The sequence below is a fragment of the Pseudomonas coleopterorum genome (assembly GCF_900105555.1).
GTDB lineage: Bacteria > Pseudomonadota > Gammaproteobacteria > Pseudomonadales > Pseudomonadaceae > Aquipseudomonas > Aquipseudomonas coleopterorum.
In genome coordinates, this window is record NZ_FNTZ01000001.1 from 615,270 (window position 1) to 633,574 (window position 18,305).

The 18,305-nt window shown below is 51.2% G+C and carries 13 protein-coding genes; 6 read left to right on the forward strand and 7 right to left on the reverse strand.

Annotation, left to right across the window (positions count from 1 at the left end; genetic code table 11):
* The first annotated feature begins 1 nt into the window (after nt 1).
* From dpdG to dpdD, 6 genes are read left to right on the forward strand one after another with little or no spacing between them, the layout of a single operon-like run.
* On the forward strand, nt 2–886 hold the full coding sequence (gene dpdG, locus BLV18_RS02670) for a protein DpdG (protein WP_090356159.1): 885 nt from the start codon (nt 2–4) through the stop codon (nt 884–886).
* Entirely contained in the window at nt 883–3,963 is a 3,081-nt protein-coding gene (dpdH, locus tag BLV18_RS02675) for a protein DpdH (protein ID WP_090356162.1), read from the forward strand. Before dpdG ends, dpdH begins: the two co-directional genes overlap by 4 nt.
* Nucleotides 3,950–4,708, forward strand: a complete 759-nt coding sequence (locus BLV18_RS22185) for a hypothetical protein (protein WP_139211001.1) — start codon at nt 3,950–3,952, stop codon at nt 4,706–4,708. The genes dpdH and BLV18_RS22185 overlap by 14 nt, the downstream gene beginning before the upstream one ends.
* Nucleotides 4,708–9,141, forward strand: coding sequence for a protein DpdJ (gene dpdJ, locus BLV18_RS02685; RefSeq protein ID WP_090356168.1), 4,434 nt, complete (start codon nt 4,708–4,710; stop codon nt 9,139–9,141). Before BLV18_RS22185 ends, dpdJ begins: the two co-directional genes overlap by 1 nt.
* A 9-nt stretch (nt 9,142–9,150) precedes the next feature.
* Complete coding sequence (dpdK, locus tag BLV18_RS02690) at nt 9,151–9,678, forward strand: phospholipase D-like domain-containing protein DpdK (protein ID WP_090356170.1); 528 nt, start codon at nt 9,151–9,153, stop codon at nt 9,676–9,678.
* Nucleotides 9,675–11,858 carry a protein DpdD gene (gene dpdD, locus BLV18_RS02695; RefSeq protein WP_139211002.1) on the forward strand — a complete coding sequence of 728 codons (2,184 nt, stop codon included), beginning with the start codon at nt 9,675–9,677 and terminating at the stop codon, nt 11,856–11,858. Before dpdK ends, dpdD begins: the two co-directional genes overlap by 4 nt.
* A gap of 110 nt (nt 11,859–11,968) precedes the next feature.
* Here dpdD and BLV18_RS02700 read toward each other — a convergent pair whose 3' ends face one another.
* Genes BLV18_RS02700 through BLV18_RS02730 form a run of 7 tightly spaced genes read right to left on the reverse strand, consistent with a single transcriptional unit; the run spans nt 11,969 to nt 18,170 of the window.
* Complete coding sequence (locus BLV18_RS02700) at nt 11,969–12,409, reverse strand: 6-pyruvoyl trahydropterin synthase family protein (protein WP_090361968.1); 441 nt, start codon at nt 12,407–12,409, stop codon at nt 11,969–11,971.
* The gene (gene queE, locus BLV18_RS02705) at nt 12,409–13,041 is read right to left on the reverse strand and encodes a 7-carboxy-7-deazaguanine synthase (protein WP_090356177.1); all 633 of its coding nucleotides are present in this window, start codon (nt 13,039–13,041) and stop codon (nt 12,409–12,411) included. The genes BLV18_RS02700 and queE overlap by 1 nt, the downstream gene beginning before the upstream one ends.
* Nucleotides 13,038–13,742 (reverse strand): 7-cyano-7-deazaguanine synthase QueC, encoded by a 705-nt coding sequence (queC, locus tag BLV18_RS02710; protein WP_090356180.1) that lies wholly within the window; start codon nt 13,740–13,742, stop codon nt 13,038–13,040. The genes queE and queC overlap by 4 nt, the downstream gene beginning before the upstream one ends.
* Nucleotides 13,743–13,769: 27 nt before the next feature.
* On the reverse strand, nt 13,770–14,825 hold the full coding sequence (gene dbpB / locus BLV18_RS02715; protein WP_090356183.1) for a DGQHR domain-containing protein DpdB: 1,056 nt from the start codon (nt 14,823–14,825) through the stop codon (nt 13,770–13,772).
* Complete coding sequence (gene dpdA / locus BLV18_RS02720) at nt 14,822–16,120, reverse strand: tRNA-guanine transglycosylase DpdA (RefSeq protein WP_090356185.1); 1,299 nt, start codon at nt 16,118–16,120, stop codon at nt 14,822–14,824. Before dpdA ends, dbpB (BLV18_RS02715) begins: the two co-directional genes overlap by 4 nt.
* The gene (dbpB, locus tag BLV18_RS02725) at nt 16,117–17,238 is read right to left on the reverse strand and encodes a DGQHR domain-containing protein DpdB (RefSeq protein WP_090356187.1); all 1,122 of its coding nucleotides are present in this window, start codon (nt 17,236–17,238) and stop codon (nt 16,117–16,119) included. Before dbpB (BLV18_RS02725) ends, dpdA begins: the two co-directional genes overlap by 4 nt.
* Complete coding sequence (locus BLV18_RS02730) at nt 17,235–18,170, reverse strand: hypothetical protein (protein ID WP_090356190.1); 936 nt, start codon at nt 18,168–18,170, stop codon at nt 17,235–17,237. The genes dbpB (BLV18_RS02725) and BLV18_RS02730 overlap by 4 nt, the downstream gene beginning before the upstream one ends.
* Nucleotides 18,171–18,305: the final 135 nt, after the last annotated feature.

Below are 18,305 nucleotides of genomic sequence, written 5' to 3' on the forward strand. Positions count from 1 at the left end.
TATGTCCATGGTGAATAATGCCCACCCTGGTAGCAGTCTAATACTGCTAAATCTTATTGATCGTGTACTGGTTCGCAAAGGAAAGCCAGTTGCTCGCGCGGAGTTATTGGATACTTTGCGGCCGGACTTGCTCCCGAAAAGTGAGAATGGAGCAAAACGTTTTGAGTCAAATCTAGATTTCTGGTTGGAAGAAGGATTGTGGTTGCAGGATAGTGAAGGAGTGATCCTCTTACCCCCGCAGGCCCGAGATCAGAGTCTGGCCTCTCGGGTGCTGGAATTAATTATTAAAAACGCAGTTAAAGGACCCGACAGCGTTATTCTGGATGGCACTCGCAATGAACCGTTCTTTCGAGCCATGACCTGTTTATTGGCGCAGCGTCGTTACACTTTCATGGGGGGCGACTCGGTAAGTTCTGCTAATGCTGCTGAGGCAGTAAATAGCCATCTGCCGGGCAGAGGATTGAATGAGTCTAACGAACTCTCGACCTTCTTAGCGTACGGAGATTTTCTTGGCTTTCTAGAGCCATTCGGCAAGGGCTACCTTGTCGATCCAACACGGGCTATTGAACCCTATCTCGAACGAATCTTTGAGGGTGAGCGAGCACTGGCGGTCAGGATCTTTGTCGAGCGGTTAGGAGATTTTTTGCCACTACTGGATGGTGGGCGTTACCGAAGGTTGTTGGAACCTTACATGGCAGATTGGCAAACAGATGCCTCGCATGAAATCAGTGCCGCACTTAGCCACGCTCTAATCCGTCTGGAAAGTCTATTTCGATTGCGCTTGGAAAAGATCTCGGACGATAGTTCGAGTATGCGTCTGCTATTGCCGAATGGTGTTCAACGCTCCGTAAGTGAGATTCAATACCGTAACGAGGTGGCCGTATGAGTCTGATCAATTACTGGCCGACTTCAGACCATATTCTCCAGTGTATCCGTACGGAGGCAGAGGAATTAGCTGAGCACGTACTCTTAGCGGTGCATGAACCTATGCAATTGCTTCGGATAGGTAACGGAGCAGAGCAGCAATGCACTGAAGCCGATTTGCTAAAGCACTTTCTTGAGGTAGAACGGCCGATTCCTTTAATCGGCCGTTCTGGCGTCGGTAAGTCTCATCTGATTCGCTGGTTGGAAGCCCAGCTAAAACTGCAGTCGCAATCCGTCAACTGGCACATTGTTCGCATTCCAAAGAATTCGAGTTTACGCCAGGTGTTGGAAGTTCTACTGGATGGTTTGGAAGGCGACGCGTTTGACAGTGCGCGTCTACGTATTCAGTCGGTAGGTGAAATGCTGAGGACTGAGGAGGTCGCAGATTTGTTGCTGACTTTCATGTCCCAGCAACTGCGGCGACTCAATGACGATGTCGAAAAAGAAAGGCTATCTTACAAGGAAAATCCACACGCCGCCCGAGAATTACCTGTTGAAAAAACGCTACGTTGGCGAACTGTGCTCGCGCACACAAATCCGGGTTGTGGTCTTTCAGAATTGATTACCGACCCTAACTTTAAGAAAAGTTTGCTTAACCCAAAACACTGTATTTATCAGTTTGCAAGTCGTTTGACTCAGGGCGCTACCGATCAAGAGTTGAGCCGAAACGATTACCAAATCATTGCCGAGGATTTGGACTTCAGTTTCAACCTCGATGACTTATCGCAAAGCGCTCGGCAGTATGTCAGTAGGGCCCAGTTGAACACCAATAGGCAGGCGCAAGAAGCAGCGGCAAGTGTTCTAAATGAGGTGCTGGGAGAGTCCACCAGAACAGCCTTTCGCCATTTGTTCAGTTTCAATGGCGGTAGTTTTGTAGATCTTTTCAAAGACATTCGTCGTACGTTGAAGGTCCAAGGTCGTACCTTGGTCGTTCTAGTGGAGGATATGGCGGCGATTTCTGCTATCGAGGATGTGCTGATCGATAGCCTTCTGGAAGAGGCTGTTAGGGATGAAAAGCAGGAACTGTGTACGCTTCGCTCGGCTATCGCGGTAACGGATGGTTACCAAGGGTATCTACGGAGGCAGGACACGATTCAGACACGTGCACAATATGAGTGGCTGATACGTGATCATGGCCAGAGTCGCGAGCAAACGCTGGAGCGTATCGTTGATTTCTGTGGTCGCTACCTTAACGCTGCCCGTCACGGCAGTGCAAAGTTGAAAGCGTCTTGGTTAGAGCGCTCGACCGAACCTGATTGGCCGCCAGTTTGGGAGGATTCAGAAGGTCCGCCGGAGGAACTTCAAGCGTTCGGTCTTTCGCCTTCTGGTGTACCGCTATTTCCATTCAATCGTAACGCGATCAGTGCGTTGGTGGGGCACTATTGTAGCGACGACGAAGAGTTGAAGTTCAATCCCCGTCAAGTCTTGAACCAGATAGTGTTGCGTGTATTACGTGATCACCGTCAGGCTTGCAATGAACGTCGATTTCCGCCGGCGGAGTTTGCCGGCATCAAGGGCGGTGCTGGATTGATCGATCTGTATAGGCTCGACCAGCCTGCACGTTGCGAAACCGTAGCTGCAATTTGGGGCCATGGTTGCCGATCAATTGCAGAGTTGCAGCAGGACTTGGATTGGCGTGTGGCAAACGTATTCGGGCTAGATGAATTGGCATCTTTGTTGAAAGAGGTCCAGCCTGTCGGTTTTGTTCGCCCTCCGGCGCGGACAGTCAAGGGCCCAAAAAATACTAAGACGGCGGTAGAGCCAAAAGGACCAAAACCCGATCCCGATCAGCATCGATTGGAAGAGGTTGTTTCAGAGTGGTTCCAGCGCAAGAGGAAGTTGGAGCAAGAAGAGTCCAAAAAGTTAAGAAACGCCTTGAACAAGATGTATCAGCAATATGCTCATTCTGACTGGTTCGGTTTAGGGGCGCGGCCGGAATTACTGAGTGGGAACTTTGTTTATATAAATATTCCATTTTCCATCACAGGGAACAGAACCACTAATCTGGTGAGTTTTTGCCAGGAAGAAGACTTCGACGACCCTCAAAAGGCAGCTGTTTTGAAGGGGGTTACGCTGGCGCTACTACGCTACGAAACCGCCAACCCGAAACCCGGAGGGATAGGTTGGCAATACGATGGTGGATTCGAAGATTATTTGCGCTATCAAAATTTCGCCGCCTATTGGGTCCCTCAGGTTCTAGAAACGCTTGCGCTAATGGAACGCTCAAAACTACATGAGGTATTGTTTGAACAGTTGAGCTTAGTTCCAGTTTTGGGGTTGTGGCGTACTGCATCCAATGATCGTCAACGACTCAATGAGTTGCTTACTCCGGCAAAAAAGGTCTTGGAGTCATTGCCTACACCTGCTTCTCCCGGATTGCTAGAGCTTCGCACAAGGGCGTTGGATGAATGGGAAGGAAAGCGAGACGCCTGGTTGAAATTGGTTGCTGCCAATGACCATGGTGTGGATGGAGAGTTGGCGCTCAAGTCATTTAAAGAGGCTAGTAAGATCGGTTTTGGGCAGAAGTTAGCCCGGAATGATAGGCAAATTACCCAGGAATTGCAGTCGTCTTTTAATATATTGTCCGTTCTTGATGGTTATTCCCGGTACGAGCAATTTTGCTCCTTGCTGGATGAAATGTCTGAGATTGTTCGTGGCATCAGTGAGGAGGGGCGTCATTATCCTACTCACATTCCAGAGGTGCCGAATTCTAAGAAGATGCTAGAGGTCTTGAGCGCTCTACGATCGGGCGAGGTTTGGGTTGCAGTCAAGACTTTTCTTTTGTTTTGGAAGGAATCCGAATTGTCCAGGAGGCTGCAACTGATCAATCAAGTTGACGGAGACAGTCTGCAAAAGGCAGTTCAGTCATTTGCGGCGTGGGATAAGTTTGAAGCATATGTATCGCCGCGGCTGGAAAATGAGAGTCGCGAATTTGGTCTGGATATTTTGGAGAAGTCACAAGCGAGAGTTACTGAGTTATTGATGGTGTTGACTGGTACTTTGACGGGGTTGTTGGAGGAATGCCGTGAGCAGTCTTGAGCAAAAAGTTAGTGTTTTACGTGAGCGGATCTCATTGAACCGGTCGATTGGTGATTCGCGTATAGCCATTGATGATTGCAAAGAAATTTTCGAGAGATTTTCGGGGCTTTCAGAAAAGCTTGTTTTGCTGCGGCGGCAATCATCGAGCCTAGCTGCCTTGCCGGATGATGCTCCAGAGTCACTGGATTTGAAAAGTGAGTTTCACGACCAGATCTATAGGACTTTAGCGAGTTTAGATGTTTTTTTTGAGGTGTGGAAAACTTATAAACAATCTTCTCGTCAGGATGACTCTCTAGATAATTCAAGGATTGCACTTGAAAATTTAGTTGTCCAACTGGAAAACAAACTCGAATCCTGCTGGAAATCATGGACCGAACAATTGTATAGCCAGTGCATGGTTGAGAAAGTGATACTCGATAGCCAGCGTGAGATACCGGGTTTTGAACACCTTTACGATGACTATGTCAAGTCGCAGGGCGATTTTAAAGTCCTGGCAAAGCGCGTGCCGGAAACGGTGTGGCCGCTTGAAGACTTGATGAAGCTTAAAAAGCGTATGGAGCAACTTCGAGATGAAATGCAGCTCGATCTTCCCGAGAACGTTAAACGCTTCTTCAAGGTATTGAACCAACGTGGTAGGTCTGCAGGTGTTCTATTGTCGGAGATGGACAAGCACACTTTCTGTTGGCTTCTTGAGCATGACTTGCTAGGTCAGTTCTCCGTCGAACGCAGTAGGAAGCTATTTTGATGGAAATATCCCTTGAGAGTTTGTGTACTGCCCTCGATCGCCTGGAGGTGTTGGAGACGAGTTTGCTGGCCTGGGGGGACACCGGTGGCTTCTTCACTGAAGACGAGATACTTGCGACACTCGAAGAGGTGCTTCCCGAGGACGATCCCTATGACGTTCTGCTCGGACTCTGCGACCACGCAATGGTGATCGAGGCTCCCCACCCTGAGGGATTATCCAAGCGCTACAGGACGCGAATGGGAGAAGCTGTGCATCTGTACCGCCATCTTCGCCAGTGGTTCTTAAACAAACCGGCCGACCAGGCCCGTACGCTAGTTTCCGATTTTCGTTTCGTTCGACGGCCGCGTAGTTACCCCTGCCGCGATCAGAGTTTACAGAAACTGCTAGATTGCTTGGGCGAGGACGCTTCTGCGCGATTCCACCTGCCAATCCGCGCTCTACTGGGACACCAGGAGAACCTGCTTCTGGCCGGCTTTCAGGTGCGTGCTACTAATCGAGTCCTGCAGGCGTCTAAGGATCGGTCCATCCATGCTGCCGGCAGCATAGTCTGTGCCGGCACTGGTAGCGGCAAGACCTTAGCTTTCTATTTACCAGCCTTAGCTGCCTTATGCAGTCAATTGGCTGAGGATGCGTCCTCGCGAGTACGCATTCTGGCGATCTACCCGCGGCGTGAACTGCTTAAGGATCAGTTCATGGAGACTTGGAGCCAATGCCGAAAACTGGACGAATTGGTCAAGTCGCAGTCAGGCCGAAAAATTTCCATTGGGGCATTTTTTGGCGACACGCTGGAGAACACCAGTTCTGCCCATGAAGCCGCAAAAAAGTTCAGCGGCAATTTGCCGTTCGACTTGTTGCGTTGCCCAAGGAAGGATTGCTCCGGAAAAATGGAATGGCGTCTGGAGGGGTCTGTCGCGCAACGCGAAGAACTGCACTGCAGTCGCTGTGATCATTATGTACCTCATGATGAGGTTCGATTGACTCGGCGGTCTCTGGCTGCTGCGCCACCGGATATCCTCTTCACGACGACTGAAATGCTGAATCAGCATCTTGGGAACTATGCATTCCACCACTTATTTGGGGTAGGTAACTCCGAGGGGCCCACACTGGTGCTGCTGGATGAGGTGCATACTTATGAAGGTAGTAGCGGAGCGCAGACGGCCTATCTGCTACGGCGTTGGATGAAGCGAAGTGAATGCCGCCCACACTTCGTTGGACTTTCCGCTACTTTGAGTGGCGCACCTGCTTTTTTTTCCGAGTTAATCGGGGCGAAAGAAGGTCATGTGGAGTTGATCGAGCCTCTTGCGGATGAGATGGTGGATGAGGGCGCCGAGTATCTTATGTTGTTGCGCGGGGATCCGGTTTCTCAAACCGCATTGCTTTCCACCACCATTCAGGCCGCCATGTTGACTCGACGTATCCTAGATAATCGTGACAAGAGATCGCGTGGAACATGGGGAAGTAAAACTTTCGTCTTTACCGATGATTTGGATGTCAACAATCGACTCTATCACCAACTGGCAGACGCTGAAGGTTGGAAAACCAGGGGCGCGCAGTTGGTGCCGGACCATGAACCGCTGGCAAGCTTGAGGGGAGGTGGTCGCTATCTAGATTATCCAAGCCGCCTTAAACGTATTCAGTTAGGCCAAGACTGGCAAATAGGCATGGATATCGGGCATTCGCTCGACAATGATGATCGCGCTCTGGTAGGCCGGACCTCTAGTCAGGACTCTGGCGTCGACCCTAACTCCGAGATAGTAGTGGCTACTGCTTCGCTGGAGGTCGGCTTTAACGATCCATTGGTTGGAGCGGTTTTGCAGCATAAGGCGCCGCGTAGCGTTGCATCCTATCTGCAGCGCAAGGGGCGTGCTGGGCGCCCCCGCGGGATGCGCCCATGGACTCTCGTTGTGCTTTCTGAGTTCGGTCGAGATCGAGTTGCTTTCCAGCGTTACGAGGATTTGCTTACCCCTGAAATCAAGCGACAGAGGTTGCCCCTTCAGAATGGGCATATCCAGAAGATGCAGGGGGCAATGGCAACGCTGGATTGGCTAGCGATGGTGCTGAAGAGGGGGTCGGTTTGGAGAATCCTGAAGTATCCCAAAGGATCGTCTGCACAACTGACGACCTTACTCTCGGCTGTTGAGCAAGTACTGCAACCTGGTGGAATGCAGGACCGATATGTTGGTTATTTGAAGGACGCGATGCGCATAGATGAGGCAGCCTTGCAGCAAGTGCTGTGGGCTTCACCGCGATCATTGATGTTGTCTTTTTTGCCGACGCTTCGGCGGCAATTGAAAACGCTGTGGTGCGAGTATGGAGAAAAATGGAAAGAGTTACCCCGAGGCCGCTCGCCGATGCCGGCTTTCATTCCAGAGGCAATGTTCGCCGAATTAAATATTCCCAACCTATTCGTGTCTTTGCAGCGTGGGGAGGGTAATGATGCAAAATGGGAAGGACTGCCATTTTATCAGGCTTTGCGCGAGTTCTCCCCCGGCAGGATTTCCAAACGTTTTGCTATCAAGTATGACCTGGCTGACTGGCTGATCCCGGAGGGATTCCAGCCGATTGCCGATATCCTACAACAGGTTGACTTTGAGATTGCGGAAGCATTCGGAGAGTACCTACAGAACGAAGGGACGGTGGCCGCGGGATCCGATGCAGAATTGTCTGTGTTGCGCCCGCTGGAAATACATACCCGCGCTCTGCGCAAGGCGAGTGGGTTGACAGAAAAGAGTAATTCCCGACTGCGTTGGGACTCGGAATTCATCTTGGCCGAACATACATCTGTTCAGAAGCCACCGATGGGAAGTTGGAGGAAGCACCTGATTGATGTGGCGTTTTGCCTCCACCAGCAGATGACGCCACTTGAGGTGGTGCGCTATAGCAAAGGAGCCGATGCCACGCTGCGTTTTCGCAGTGGCCAAATCGCGCGGGTGAATTTTGCATGGAAAAGCCAAGGTGAGCCGATAGCCGTAGGTGCGCGTCAGTGGGTGGATGGTATGCGCCTTCGTTTTCGAGTCTGCGATGAAACTATTGCAGATCTCCTGGGGACCCTTGCCATATCCGCCGCATTGCGTCCGTTGTTGTTCCGGCGGCGGGTCGAGCAACTAGGTCGTTTCGACGGTGACCCCTTTACAGCCAATTGGGTATGTGAGTGCTTCCTAGCCGCTTTGGCTGCTGAGTTGAAAGACGTGGGCCCGGCCGAGCCATCGGTGATGCATGGAGCCTTGCGCCGTCTACTTTCCGACGAGGGTAAGGAACGCTTGCTCGCTATTCCGCAAAGCCTTTTCCAACTCGATGAGCAAGAAGAAAGTTCCAGGGAGCAGGAATTACAGGCCGACCTGCGCGGACTCCTGGGATGCTCTGAAGTGTTAGCCCAACTAGCAGATTGTGCCGAGCCTCTGTGGCGGGATATTCATTCCTTGCCAGATATTGTGGAATGGACAAAAGAACTGCTGGCCAATACGTTGGCAGCAGCAACCCAGCTAACACTATGCACCTTGCTTGGGGACGTCAATGAACGCTCGGTGAATGCTGATGCGCTTTGGCAAGACGGTAACCTGGAAGTATGGCTCAGCGAGGTCGAAGCGGGTGGTTGTGGAATCATCAGTCGCTTGGCCGAAGACTACTTCGATGATCCTTTGCGATTTCTGAATGTATTGGCATGCAGTTTGCGCCCGGGTGACTACGAGCAAATTGACTTCGATCTTTACGAATTGCTGGAGAGGGCTTCTGTTGATGAGGAGGTCGAGAGGGTTCTAACGGATGTCCGTGCAGCAGCCGGTCATAAGCAGCGTCGCAAGGCCGGTGCAGCTATGCATTCCAGTCTCTTGCGGGCGGGGTTTGCACTTAGCCACAGTTTTCTCAGTGTATTGCACTCTCGCATACTCAAGCCGAGCAGCAGTCGGCAAACGGATGCTGAACTGCTTACATTGCTCAAGCAATGGCGAGAACTCGAGGTCAGGAGTGGCATTGAGTGGCCCCTTAATATCGTTTCCCACACCTTGGCGGCGCAGAAGATGAGAGCGAATGCGACTGTCTCTGATTTATTTCGTGCTCATTGTGTTAATCAGGGGTTGTTGTGGCCGCGAGGTAACACAATTCGCCAATCGGAATTGAATCGTTACAATCCTTTTAGTAATGGGAATTCGGCCACGGAGCGAATGCTTGGCGCTGGTTTGTTCGCCGGGCGTAGACTTCGGATAGTGTATTCAAATTCCTATTTGAGTGAGTTGCACAAATTCTTGCGAGAAGAGGGTAGCGTTGAATTGGTGATTCCCCGCGATCAGCAGGGGGGAGTGTCAAAAGTTATTACCGAGGTACAGTTGTATCCGGTTGACTATCTGGGTTTGTTACTTTACCCCAGAGTGGGCGAACTACAGAGGGAAGATGGTTCCCTGGTGCTGGTCATAGAGTTGGCGGAGGCTTTGCAGTGAGGGCGCGCTATGAATGAGCAGCGGCAGATTTTTCTGCATGGACCTCTGGGCCGTAGGCAGTTTCGTGAAGTGCTAAGCACTATGCTGGCGTCTTTGCTGATCAATCCAGACGAGATCTGGCTTGTATCACCTTGGTTGAGCGATTTTCCTCTATTGGATAATCGCTCAGGGCAATGGAATTCATTGGAACCCAAGTGGGGTAGTCGAACCGTTTCGTTCAGCGAGTTATTGGCACGGGCTGTCACGGGGGGGTGTACCTTGCGAATCGCAACCCGCGATGTAGACTCCAGTCGCTATTTTGTCCGTGGCCTTGAAAATCGTCTCGGCGACAATCAGGACTTTCACTACCTGATCAGTGACACCCTGCATTCGAAGGGCTTTTTGACCCGGTCAGGGTTTCTTAAGGGTTCCTTGAACTACACATTCAGCGGTACGCAACGAAACGATGAGCATGTGACTCTGACACAAGACGCACAGGTGATATCCGATGCGTTTCTTGAATTCAAAAATCATTATTGTTTCGAGGCCGATATATGAGTATTCCACCAGATTGGCTTCGGAATTTTTTCACTGAAGACAATCAAATCGATCTTGATCGAGTGCTTTCGCTGACTAACCCGTATGATCCAAAGTTTCAGGATCTACTCAAGCCACTCATGTCTTCAGCAATCGATGGAAAATGGCCGTTGCTGCTCCCGGTTAGTCGTGACGGCGAACTTTATTTCTATGGTGCTGAGCGCGACAGTCGATCTTTGGAGGAGTTGCGACAGATACTGCAAGCGGTGTTGGGAGCAGCGGATACGTATCCAGAGTTTCCATTGATTAAGGTAGCCCGGGAAAAAATCGAACAGATTCTTTTACAGCAGGCACCTGCAGGGCTTCTCAAAGTTGATTTGTTGCGCCAGTCACAGAGCGACTTCGCTTTACGTAAACGTGTTTTTCAAGCGTTGGCATCGGTGCTGGATCTTTATCAGCAACGGCCGCCAGTAACCGCTGTGGTGAAGCGGCCAGTTGGGCGGATCCTGCGGGATTTCTTCGCTGCTTGTCAGTCCAGAGATGGTTCGAGAGCATCGCACTTTTTTGACGAACTCAAAACGACAGGCAATTTCAGTCAGCGAAACTTGATCTCTCTGGAGTTGCAGGCCTGGGAGGCTGAGCGTCGTTGGTCGGACATTCTAGGACATCCCCGACTAGTGGATATGCTGGGCGGAAGAATGCCTGCCCAACTGGTTCGGGTTCTATTGCGTGCCATAGGTAATTTGGGCGGTGATCGCTTGCTGGAGCCAGCAGCGTTTGGCGAGGTCCCTCTAGAACATATACGTCTTCTATGTCAGCCTATCAGCCCCCTTTTTGCCAATCGGCCCCCCCTGGAGACCCGCGATTGCTTTGCATCTGACTGGAAACTCTGGGCGATAGGCAACGGGGCATTGGGCTTTTCTGATGGCCTTGATGGTCTTCCTGACTTCATCGATCCGGTCTGGATTTGCGGATTGCACGACTGGGCAAATGTGCCAATCAAGACCCCGGTAGCGCCAACCATAGCGCCAATCCGTTCGCTGCAAAAAGTCGAATCTCCCCAGACCTTCAACGATCTGCGACTGGTGCTCGAAGGCTCGCTATCTGCCTCCATGGAAGAGTTACGCGAGATCTGGGTCGCAGTGCAGGAAGCACCCGAAGAGTTAAAAAATGAACTCTACGTTTATCCACGCCTGCAGTCGGTGTGGCAAGGCATGTGCCAGATCTTCGATGGTAGTAGGGAGCTTGGTTGGAAGGGATGGCTAGAACGCCTGAAGGAGGCTTCCACTGACCCAGATGCCCTGATTCATGAGTTACAGGAGGAGAGCCAGAGTTGGTCAATAGAGTCCTTCTCGGAGGCTCAGTTGAGTCAGTGTCTGCATGGCGATGCCAGTACTTCCCTATTGTTGCGAGACAGCTTGCCGCTACTGCTGGACTGGCTGGATCATCGTCAAATCCTCTGCTCCGGGCACTTCTGGCTGGAATGGCTGGAGTTGCTGGCGCTCGATGATTTGGTTAATCCGTCGGACGTACAATTGGCAGGGCAGATTGTGCAGCGCTTCTTGTCCCGCCCTAGCCAAATCGGCGACCGTGCGCGCTTAGGGGAATCCTTGGAGTTGTTATGGGAGAAGGGCGGTTCGGTCAGTGCTTATTCGGAAATGCTCGAGATTGTCGAGTTGCTTCTGGACGAGACTCAACCGGGGCAGCAAGAGTTGCGAAAGCTTTGGTTGGTACTTCAAGGATTTGCCTTGAGTCGCTGGACTCGTCTCGAGTTAGCGCAGCGTGTTCTCACCAAAAGTCTCGCCAGAGAGATATTTGGTGAGAGCAATGAGGCGAATTATCCGCCACTAGCTGCTGAAGGAGGCGATGCTGATCTTGACGTCCAAACAAGAAAGCTATCGGGTAGGCTGCTGGCTATCTACAGCCTTACTGAAGGGGCCGCGCGGCGGGCTAAAACGGTACTGGAAGGCATGTTCGAAGGTCTGCGAGTGGAACTCAATCATGATCATACTGCGACCCCGGCTCTGCAGAATTTAGCCAAAAAAGCTAATTACTTTTTGTTTGTTGCCGGTAGCGCGAAGCATCAAGCCTTCTATCCCGTGAGTCGGATAAGACAGGATTTGATCTATCCCTTAGGAAAAGGCGCATCGAGCATCATCGAAGCATTCTGCAAAAGCTGCGTAAATTTTACTTCGGAGTGATGAGGTGAATTTATAAAGGTCAAGCGTTCTGCGTCATCGTTCGGTGAGCACACAGAATTGCTTCGACTCGACATGCGTGTTGCCTGGCGGGTTGCCTACGTGATCAAAGTCTACCGCGTCCAGCGTAACACGCAGCGGTCACCGCTGAGGCGACGCTCGACCATAACGGCGCATAGACTAGGCACTGAATCTTCGAGTTGCTTACGGATAAAAGCGCACAGGTTTTCGATTGTGGCCGGCCCCAGATCCTGCACCTCGTCAAGTAGTCGGTGATCGAGCATCTCGCGAACACGGGCAATCTCACTTCGTAGGTAGCCCAGGTCAATTAGCATGCCGGAGGTGGCATCTGGTTGACCTGCGACGGTGACCTCCGCTTCATAGGTATGCCCATGGATGCGCCGGCTACTCTCAGTTTCTATGCCACGACTCAACGTATGGGCAGCCTCGAAGAAGAACCGCTGCGACAATTCACAGATCGTGTTTCTAGTCGAATTGAGCATGAACTCAGCATCGGGCGAAGGTGAGGTAGGAGCACCTGGTGACGTGGACATCATCGGATCTCCAATATCTTGTGTGTTTGCACGGACAGTCGCCACGTGGTGTTGGCTTGACAATAAGCAATCGCAGACCGAGTGTTTTGGCGTTGCAATGGACCATCCATTGGTTGCAATAGGTAGTACTTGAAGTCGTTGGTTGTAATGGTGTCGGGCAGCAGTCCCGGCTGTGGGTAAACGAGTTTCAATTCGTCACCGCTTCGCTGTACCCACTCTGTACCAGCCTTGGGGCTGACACAGATCCAGTCGATCCCCGTAGGCGCCGCGATGGTGCCATTAGTTTCAACGGCTACCTCGAAATCTTGGTTATGAAGTGCGTCGATCAGCGCGTCATCGACCTGCAACAAGGGCTCGCCTCCTGTGAGCACGACATAACGGTGCGCTTGGCCAACCGGCCACTGCGAGGCAATTTGCTCGACTAAGTTCTCCGCGGTCAGGTACTTGCCACCCAAGGTTCCGTTCGTACCCGCAAAATCGGTGTCGCAGAACTGGCAAACAGCTTGGGAGCGGTCGGCTTCCCGGCCACTCCAAAGATTGCACCCTGAAAAGCGACAGAACACTGCAGGTCGGCCCGCTCGAAGCCCTTCTCCTTGCAGGGTGTAGAAGATTTCTTTGATGCTGTAGGTCATGCGTTGTTATCTCGCAGGAATGCTTCGAAGCCGGTTCGGCGCAACTCGCAAGCGGGGCAGTCGTTGCAACCATATCCCCAGTTATGTCGATGCTGACGATCACCCAGGTAGCAAGTGTGGGTTTCTTCCTTAACGAACTCGACAAAGCTAGTTCCGCCGAGTTCTTTCGCCAACTCCCAGGTTTGTCTTTTATCCAGCCACATTAAGGGTGTCTCGATAACTAACGGCATATCCATGCCAAGGCCGAGCGAGACCTGCAGCGACTTCAGTGTGTTGTCTCGACAATCTGGATAGCCTGAGTAGTCCGTTTCACACATTCCACCCACAAGCACACTAAGTCCTCTTCGATAGGAGATGGCGGCAGCAAAGGTGAAGAACAGCAGATTACGTCCGGGAACGAAGGTGTTGGGGAGTCCGTTCTTTTCAAACTCTATAGTTTTCCCACCTGTCATCGCTGTATCGCTGATCTGGCCGAGTAATTTAAGGTCAAGCACGTGATCCTCACCGAGTCGCTTAGCCCAGTTCGGAAATCTGTTCCGTATCTCCTGCAAGACATTTATCCGGCACTCAAGTTCTATTTCGTGCCTCTGGCCATAATCAAAGCCAATGGTCTCGACGTGCTCGTAACGTTCCAGCGCCCAAGCAAGGCAGGTGGTAGAATCTTGTCCGCCTGAAAAAAGAACTAAGGCTTTGCTGTGCATACTGCTCTCCTCTGGACTGGGTCTGATTTAGCGCCGTTTCATTTCTTGCTTGAGTTTGTCGGTCAGATATTTGGTGAGCAACCCGATATCAGTGGGCGTGTTTTGGATGCCGTTCCAGGGGCGTTGGTCGGTTGCAGATATGTGCCATTCGCCACTTGTCCACGCCGTATGAGGTTTCAAAAGTTTTAGACCTTTGATAAATCCTTCCTTGCTGGTTGTGCCTTGATCGGAGTAAAGCAACTCCATAACGAAACTCAAAGAAACCAGGCCTGCCCCGTGCTTCAAGCGAGAGTTCCTAGGCGCTAGTCCCTCCCATTCCGATTTGAAAACTACACGCACTGCATGGAAGAAATTATTGATAAGTTCGATGCTGCGCCCCTCAAAGTCATCAAACTTCATGAAGCTACGAATCGCGCCATCATTCGCAGAGTTCATCACGAACTTCTGCATCGCCATGTCGCTTAGTACTCCTCTAGGGTTCGTATGTTGCTTGATCTCGCCAAACAGAGAGGAGTTAGGCAAAAAATTCAACAAATCAATAATACGAGCAGCGAATTTACGACTTGTGAACCGTTCGGGCAGTCCGTCAACAGTCGGTAAAAGTTCATAGATCAGCGATTTTGGCAGCGGCCTCGTATTGTTGACGAGCACAAACTGCTGCCGCAGTTCGTTGTAGTCTTTACAAATCAATGCAGATACAAATACCTGGAATCCAGGTTTTTCCATCGTCGCAAGGGCGCTGAGTCGTTGTTGTCCATCGACCACGAAGCCTGGTTTGGATTCAGTAGTATCAATAACGATTTCTACAATACCCTCGCCGAGGTCTTTAATCGTGACCCCGTCCAGAAAGGCCAAGATGATTGCATTAGGGAGCAATGCATCGTCGCGCTGAAGATAGTCACGAATGTCTCTGATGTGCGACGCGACTTGATGGCGCTGAAAACCTTTGAGGTGGCCTTCTTCATTGCGGCCAACTCTCTCAATTTCAGAAAATTCTAAAATTTCATTTGGAGTGGCCGCAAACGAAAATACATCATGCTCGGAGGCCTGTTGGGCGCGAACACCCTTAAATCGATAAATCATTGTTTCGAAAGTTCCAGAGTTTTCTGAAGGTGGCGGTGGTACACGCCTAAATTATGAAATCCGCGTCTTTTGTTTCGATTGCTGGCTCGAAAGATAATAGTTTCGATACCGACTGACTGACAAATCGAACATTGGCATTTTTGCCACGGTTTATCTCTCAGTGTGGGTGAGATTAGTCGGACATGCTTGGTGATTTCTTTTTCCATTTCTATTGGTGATAATATTGTGCCGGATAGAGTCAGTCGGAGATAGTCTACTAGTACGGCTAAGGTAGAATCAAAGTCGAGAAGATTTTTATCGTAGTCGCGGATCGCTAGCAGCGCCGCTTTTTCTTTGATTTGTAACTCTTCTGCGCTCAAAGTGCCTTTTTTAATTCCTTGCATTAGGCGTGGATTTTCAATTGCCTGAGGAATACGGATGGCAGTGTAATAATCCAGTTTGGTTGTATTGTTGCCCATGTAATAATTACACTTTGCATCTTTAAATGCGCGTATAAGGGGGGAGGTTGAGTCAAAGCTGGTAATGCCATATCCAGTGAACTCATGGATGTTCTCTGCTTTAGCAAAACCCAGCAGATGAATGTTTGTCTCGGGCTTGAGGACCGCTCGAAGCTCTTTTAGAACCTCATGGATTTGATCGACTTTCAAAGGTACTAGACCTCCGATCGCCAAGTAGCGATAACCCATGTCTTCGAGTTGTTTTGCAGCGTTCGCCATGCTTTGAGGAGACCAACCCTGTACCGCTCCAAGAGGTTCGAAAGGCCATTCCGCCTCCTTCACTAAACGTAGAAACTCTTGTGCATTTTTGAGCGTAATTTCGTACCGAAACAACACATCCTCCGACTGGCTCAGCGCTGGCGGATTGCTGGAGTCACAGTTGAATATGATGTGGTCTGGCGAGCAGCCATGGGTGAATCCCGCATCCGAGTAGAACTCTACTACTTCGCTTGGGCTATACGCAGGGGTAGGGTGTTCTACATAGGCAAAAGCCCCGCAGTCCCCTAGGACCATCGTGTCTTTGAACTGAATGCCATCGAGTCGTAGAAATTTGCGCGCGCCTTCTCTGAGGAAGCGGTGCTGCTCGGAAGTCGAGTACCGAACCTTTGAATTAGCGACACCATTTGCAGGTCGCACTGCGCTCATCGAGACCAATAACCCATCGTAAGGGACGGGCGTCATCATTTCGTGCGCATACTGGTCATCCCAGTATCTCTTTCGGCCTGGCGCATTTCGATCGTTGATGAAATCGTAGTCCGGGTCTACGTAGTCTTGGGTGTCGGCGTATAAAAATTTCATTGGTGAGTGCTGGTCATGTAGAGGCGGATCAAGGTTTCTTGCAGTGCCTTGATATCTTGAGGGGTGCTTTGGATTTCATTCCACTGGACATTAATCATCGGCCACTGACCTGTTGTCCATGCGCAGTAAGGAGCTACTTTGGCCAGTTCTTGTAGCACTGCTTCGTAGGTTTCGCGCTGACCACCGATTTTGGCGTAGATCCGATCCATAAGCACTCCCATGGCGATGATCCCCGCTGAGTGCATGAGTCGACTGCTCTTGGATTCAAGTGCCCACGCCTCTGGAAACGTATCACGCACTGCTCGCCAGAAGGTCGTTAGTAGGTTGTACATGGACTCAACGTTCGCCGCACCATCGGTGCTGGAGGTGTATGGAGCCAACGCTCCCAACGGATTACTGATGCTATGACGGATCATTGTTATTACAGCTGTGTCAGTGATCACTGCTTTGCTATTTTGCTCGGACGACCGCTTTATGAGTTTGTGGAAAGGGGAGTTGGGATCGCGGCTAAGAAGCCCGCACAACTCAGCTGGTGCCTTGCGAGCACTCAGTTCGCGGGGCAAAAGGATGCTGCCTGTCTCCGGCAGTAGTTCGTTGATCAGTCGAGTGGGCAAGGGTTTGGCCTTGTTGACCAAAATGAACTGCTCGCGCTGAGTGGTCAGGCTGTCGGACACAAAGCCGATCACTGGTACAGGAAGATCCGAGTTAGCCGCTTTCGCCAACGCCAATGAGCGCTGTTGCCCGTCTACGATCCAGGCAGATCTCATTCCTTCCTCCCTGATAGGGATCGTTAGCGTACCCGCTTGCGAAAGCCCCGCATCACCAGTCGGCTTGCTTCCGCGTGCTGCAACAAAACGCAGGTCTGGAGACAGCGCTAAGATAATTGCATTGGGGAAAAGTACATTTCCCTGATTGAGGTACTCGGTGATCCCTTTGACATGACTCTTAATCTCGGGGCGCTGAAAACCCTTGAGGGGGCTGCTGTCTTCGCGCGACAGGCGGCTGATGTCGGCAATTCGGACGAGGTCAGATCCCCTGATGAATAACGCATACACATCAAGGTTGTCGCCTTGAGTGGTGCGTAGTGCACGCACCACAATCGCATCTTCGCTCGTCATGCTTTGCTCTCTACGCTGTCTTGACCTTTGATGTCCTGCCAGATCCTCCGAAAGCGCGATTGCTCGCACGACACCATGGCGTCGTCCCTCAAGTAGCGTAACAATCGGGTGGAACTGCCTTGGTAGTCAGCCCACACACACTCAAGCATGTAGGCAATTTCACTGTCCGATGCGCGCCGCCGGATGGTCGTTTTAGCTAGTGATAAAAGATCCATCGCCGCGCTGACGCTCTTTCGAGCGATCTCAGCAGGAGCACTCGACAGTTCAAGAATCTCAATGAAATGACGCAGGGCTCTCTGGGGGAAATCGTTGCGAGTGCCCGGTAGTGTTGAGGTTTCAAGGCGTTCGTCATAGGGCATCGCGATGCGTCGTAAATGGCTGGGAAGCATCTCGATGCCCGGGCGCGAGGTGAATATTCTGAGCTTATCGATCTGCGTGTTCCTGATTTTTCCGAGGTCTTCGCCGATCAGCTGCACATAGTTTGAAGAGAGGGCAATGAGCACCAAGTCGATGTCGGGTTGGCTGACAAGATCCGCGAGGGCGCCTCCCTTTGATTGGGTGACATTCACGGCTTCCCACCAATCTGATGCGCACACACCCAATTTTTCGAGATGTGGGATGATAGAATTCGGATCCTGAGCCACCGTCAGGTTGTACGGTGGACATCTCCGATCGCCTTCAATCAACCCTAAGCCGGTCGACGCAAACATTAGCTTCGCGTCCAACTTCGTTGCTACGCGCCTCGCGTCAGAAACGCTTCTGCCCACGTAGAGTGAAGATGCCATCAGAGTGGTGGGACGTTCGTCTATTTGCCCCTTCCACGCCTTTGCCATAGCTGCAATCGATGAATAACACTCGTCCTTCAGCACCACCGGCGGCAGGCCGTCGAGACGTTTTCGATTGGTGCAGTTGGTGATGATTACGGTTTTCATGGGAAAACTGCAGACCTATTTTGACGGGTTTCGCATTTATCTGATGCTGACAATCTACCATTTAATAACTGTATGGGCCAATGCGCTTGAGCTAGTTTTTATGCGGAAGGGTTGGTATAAGAGCCTCAATACTGC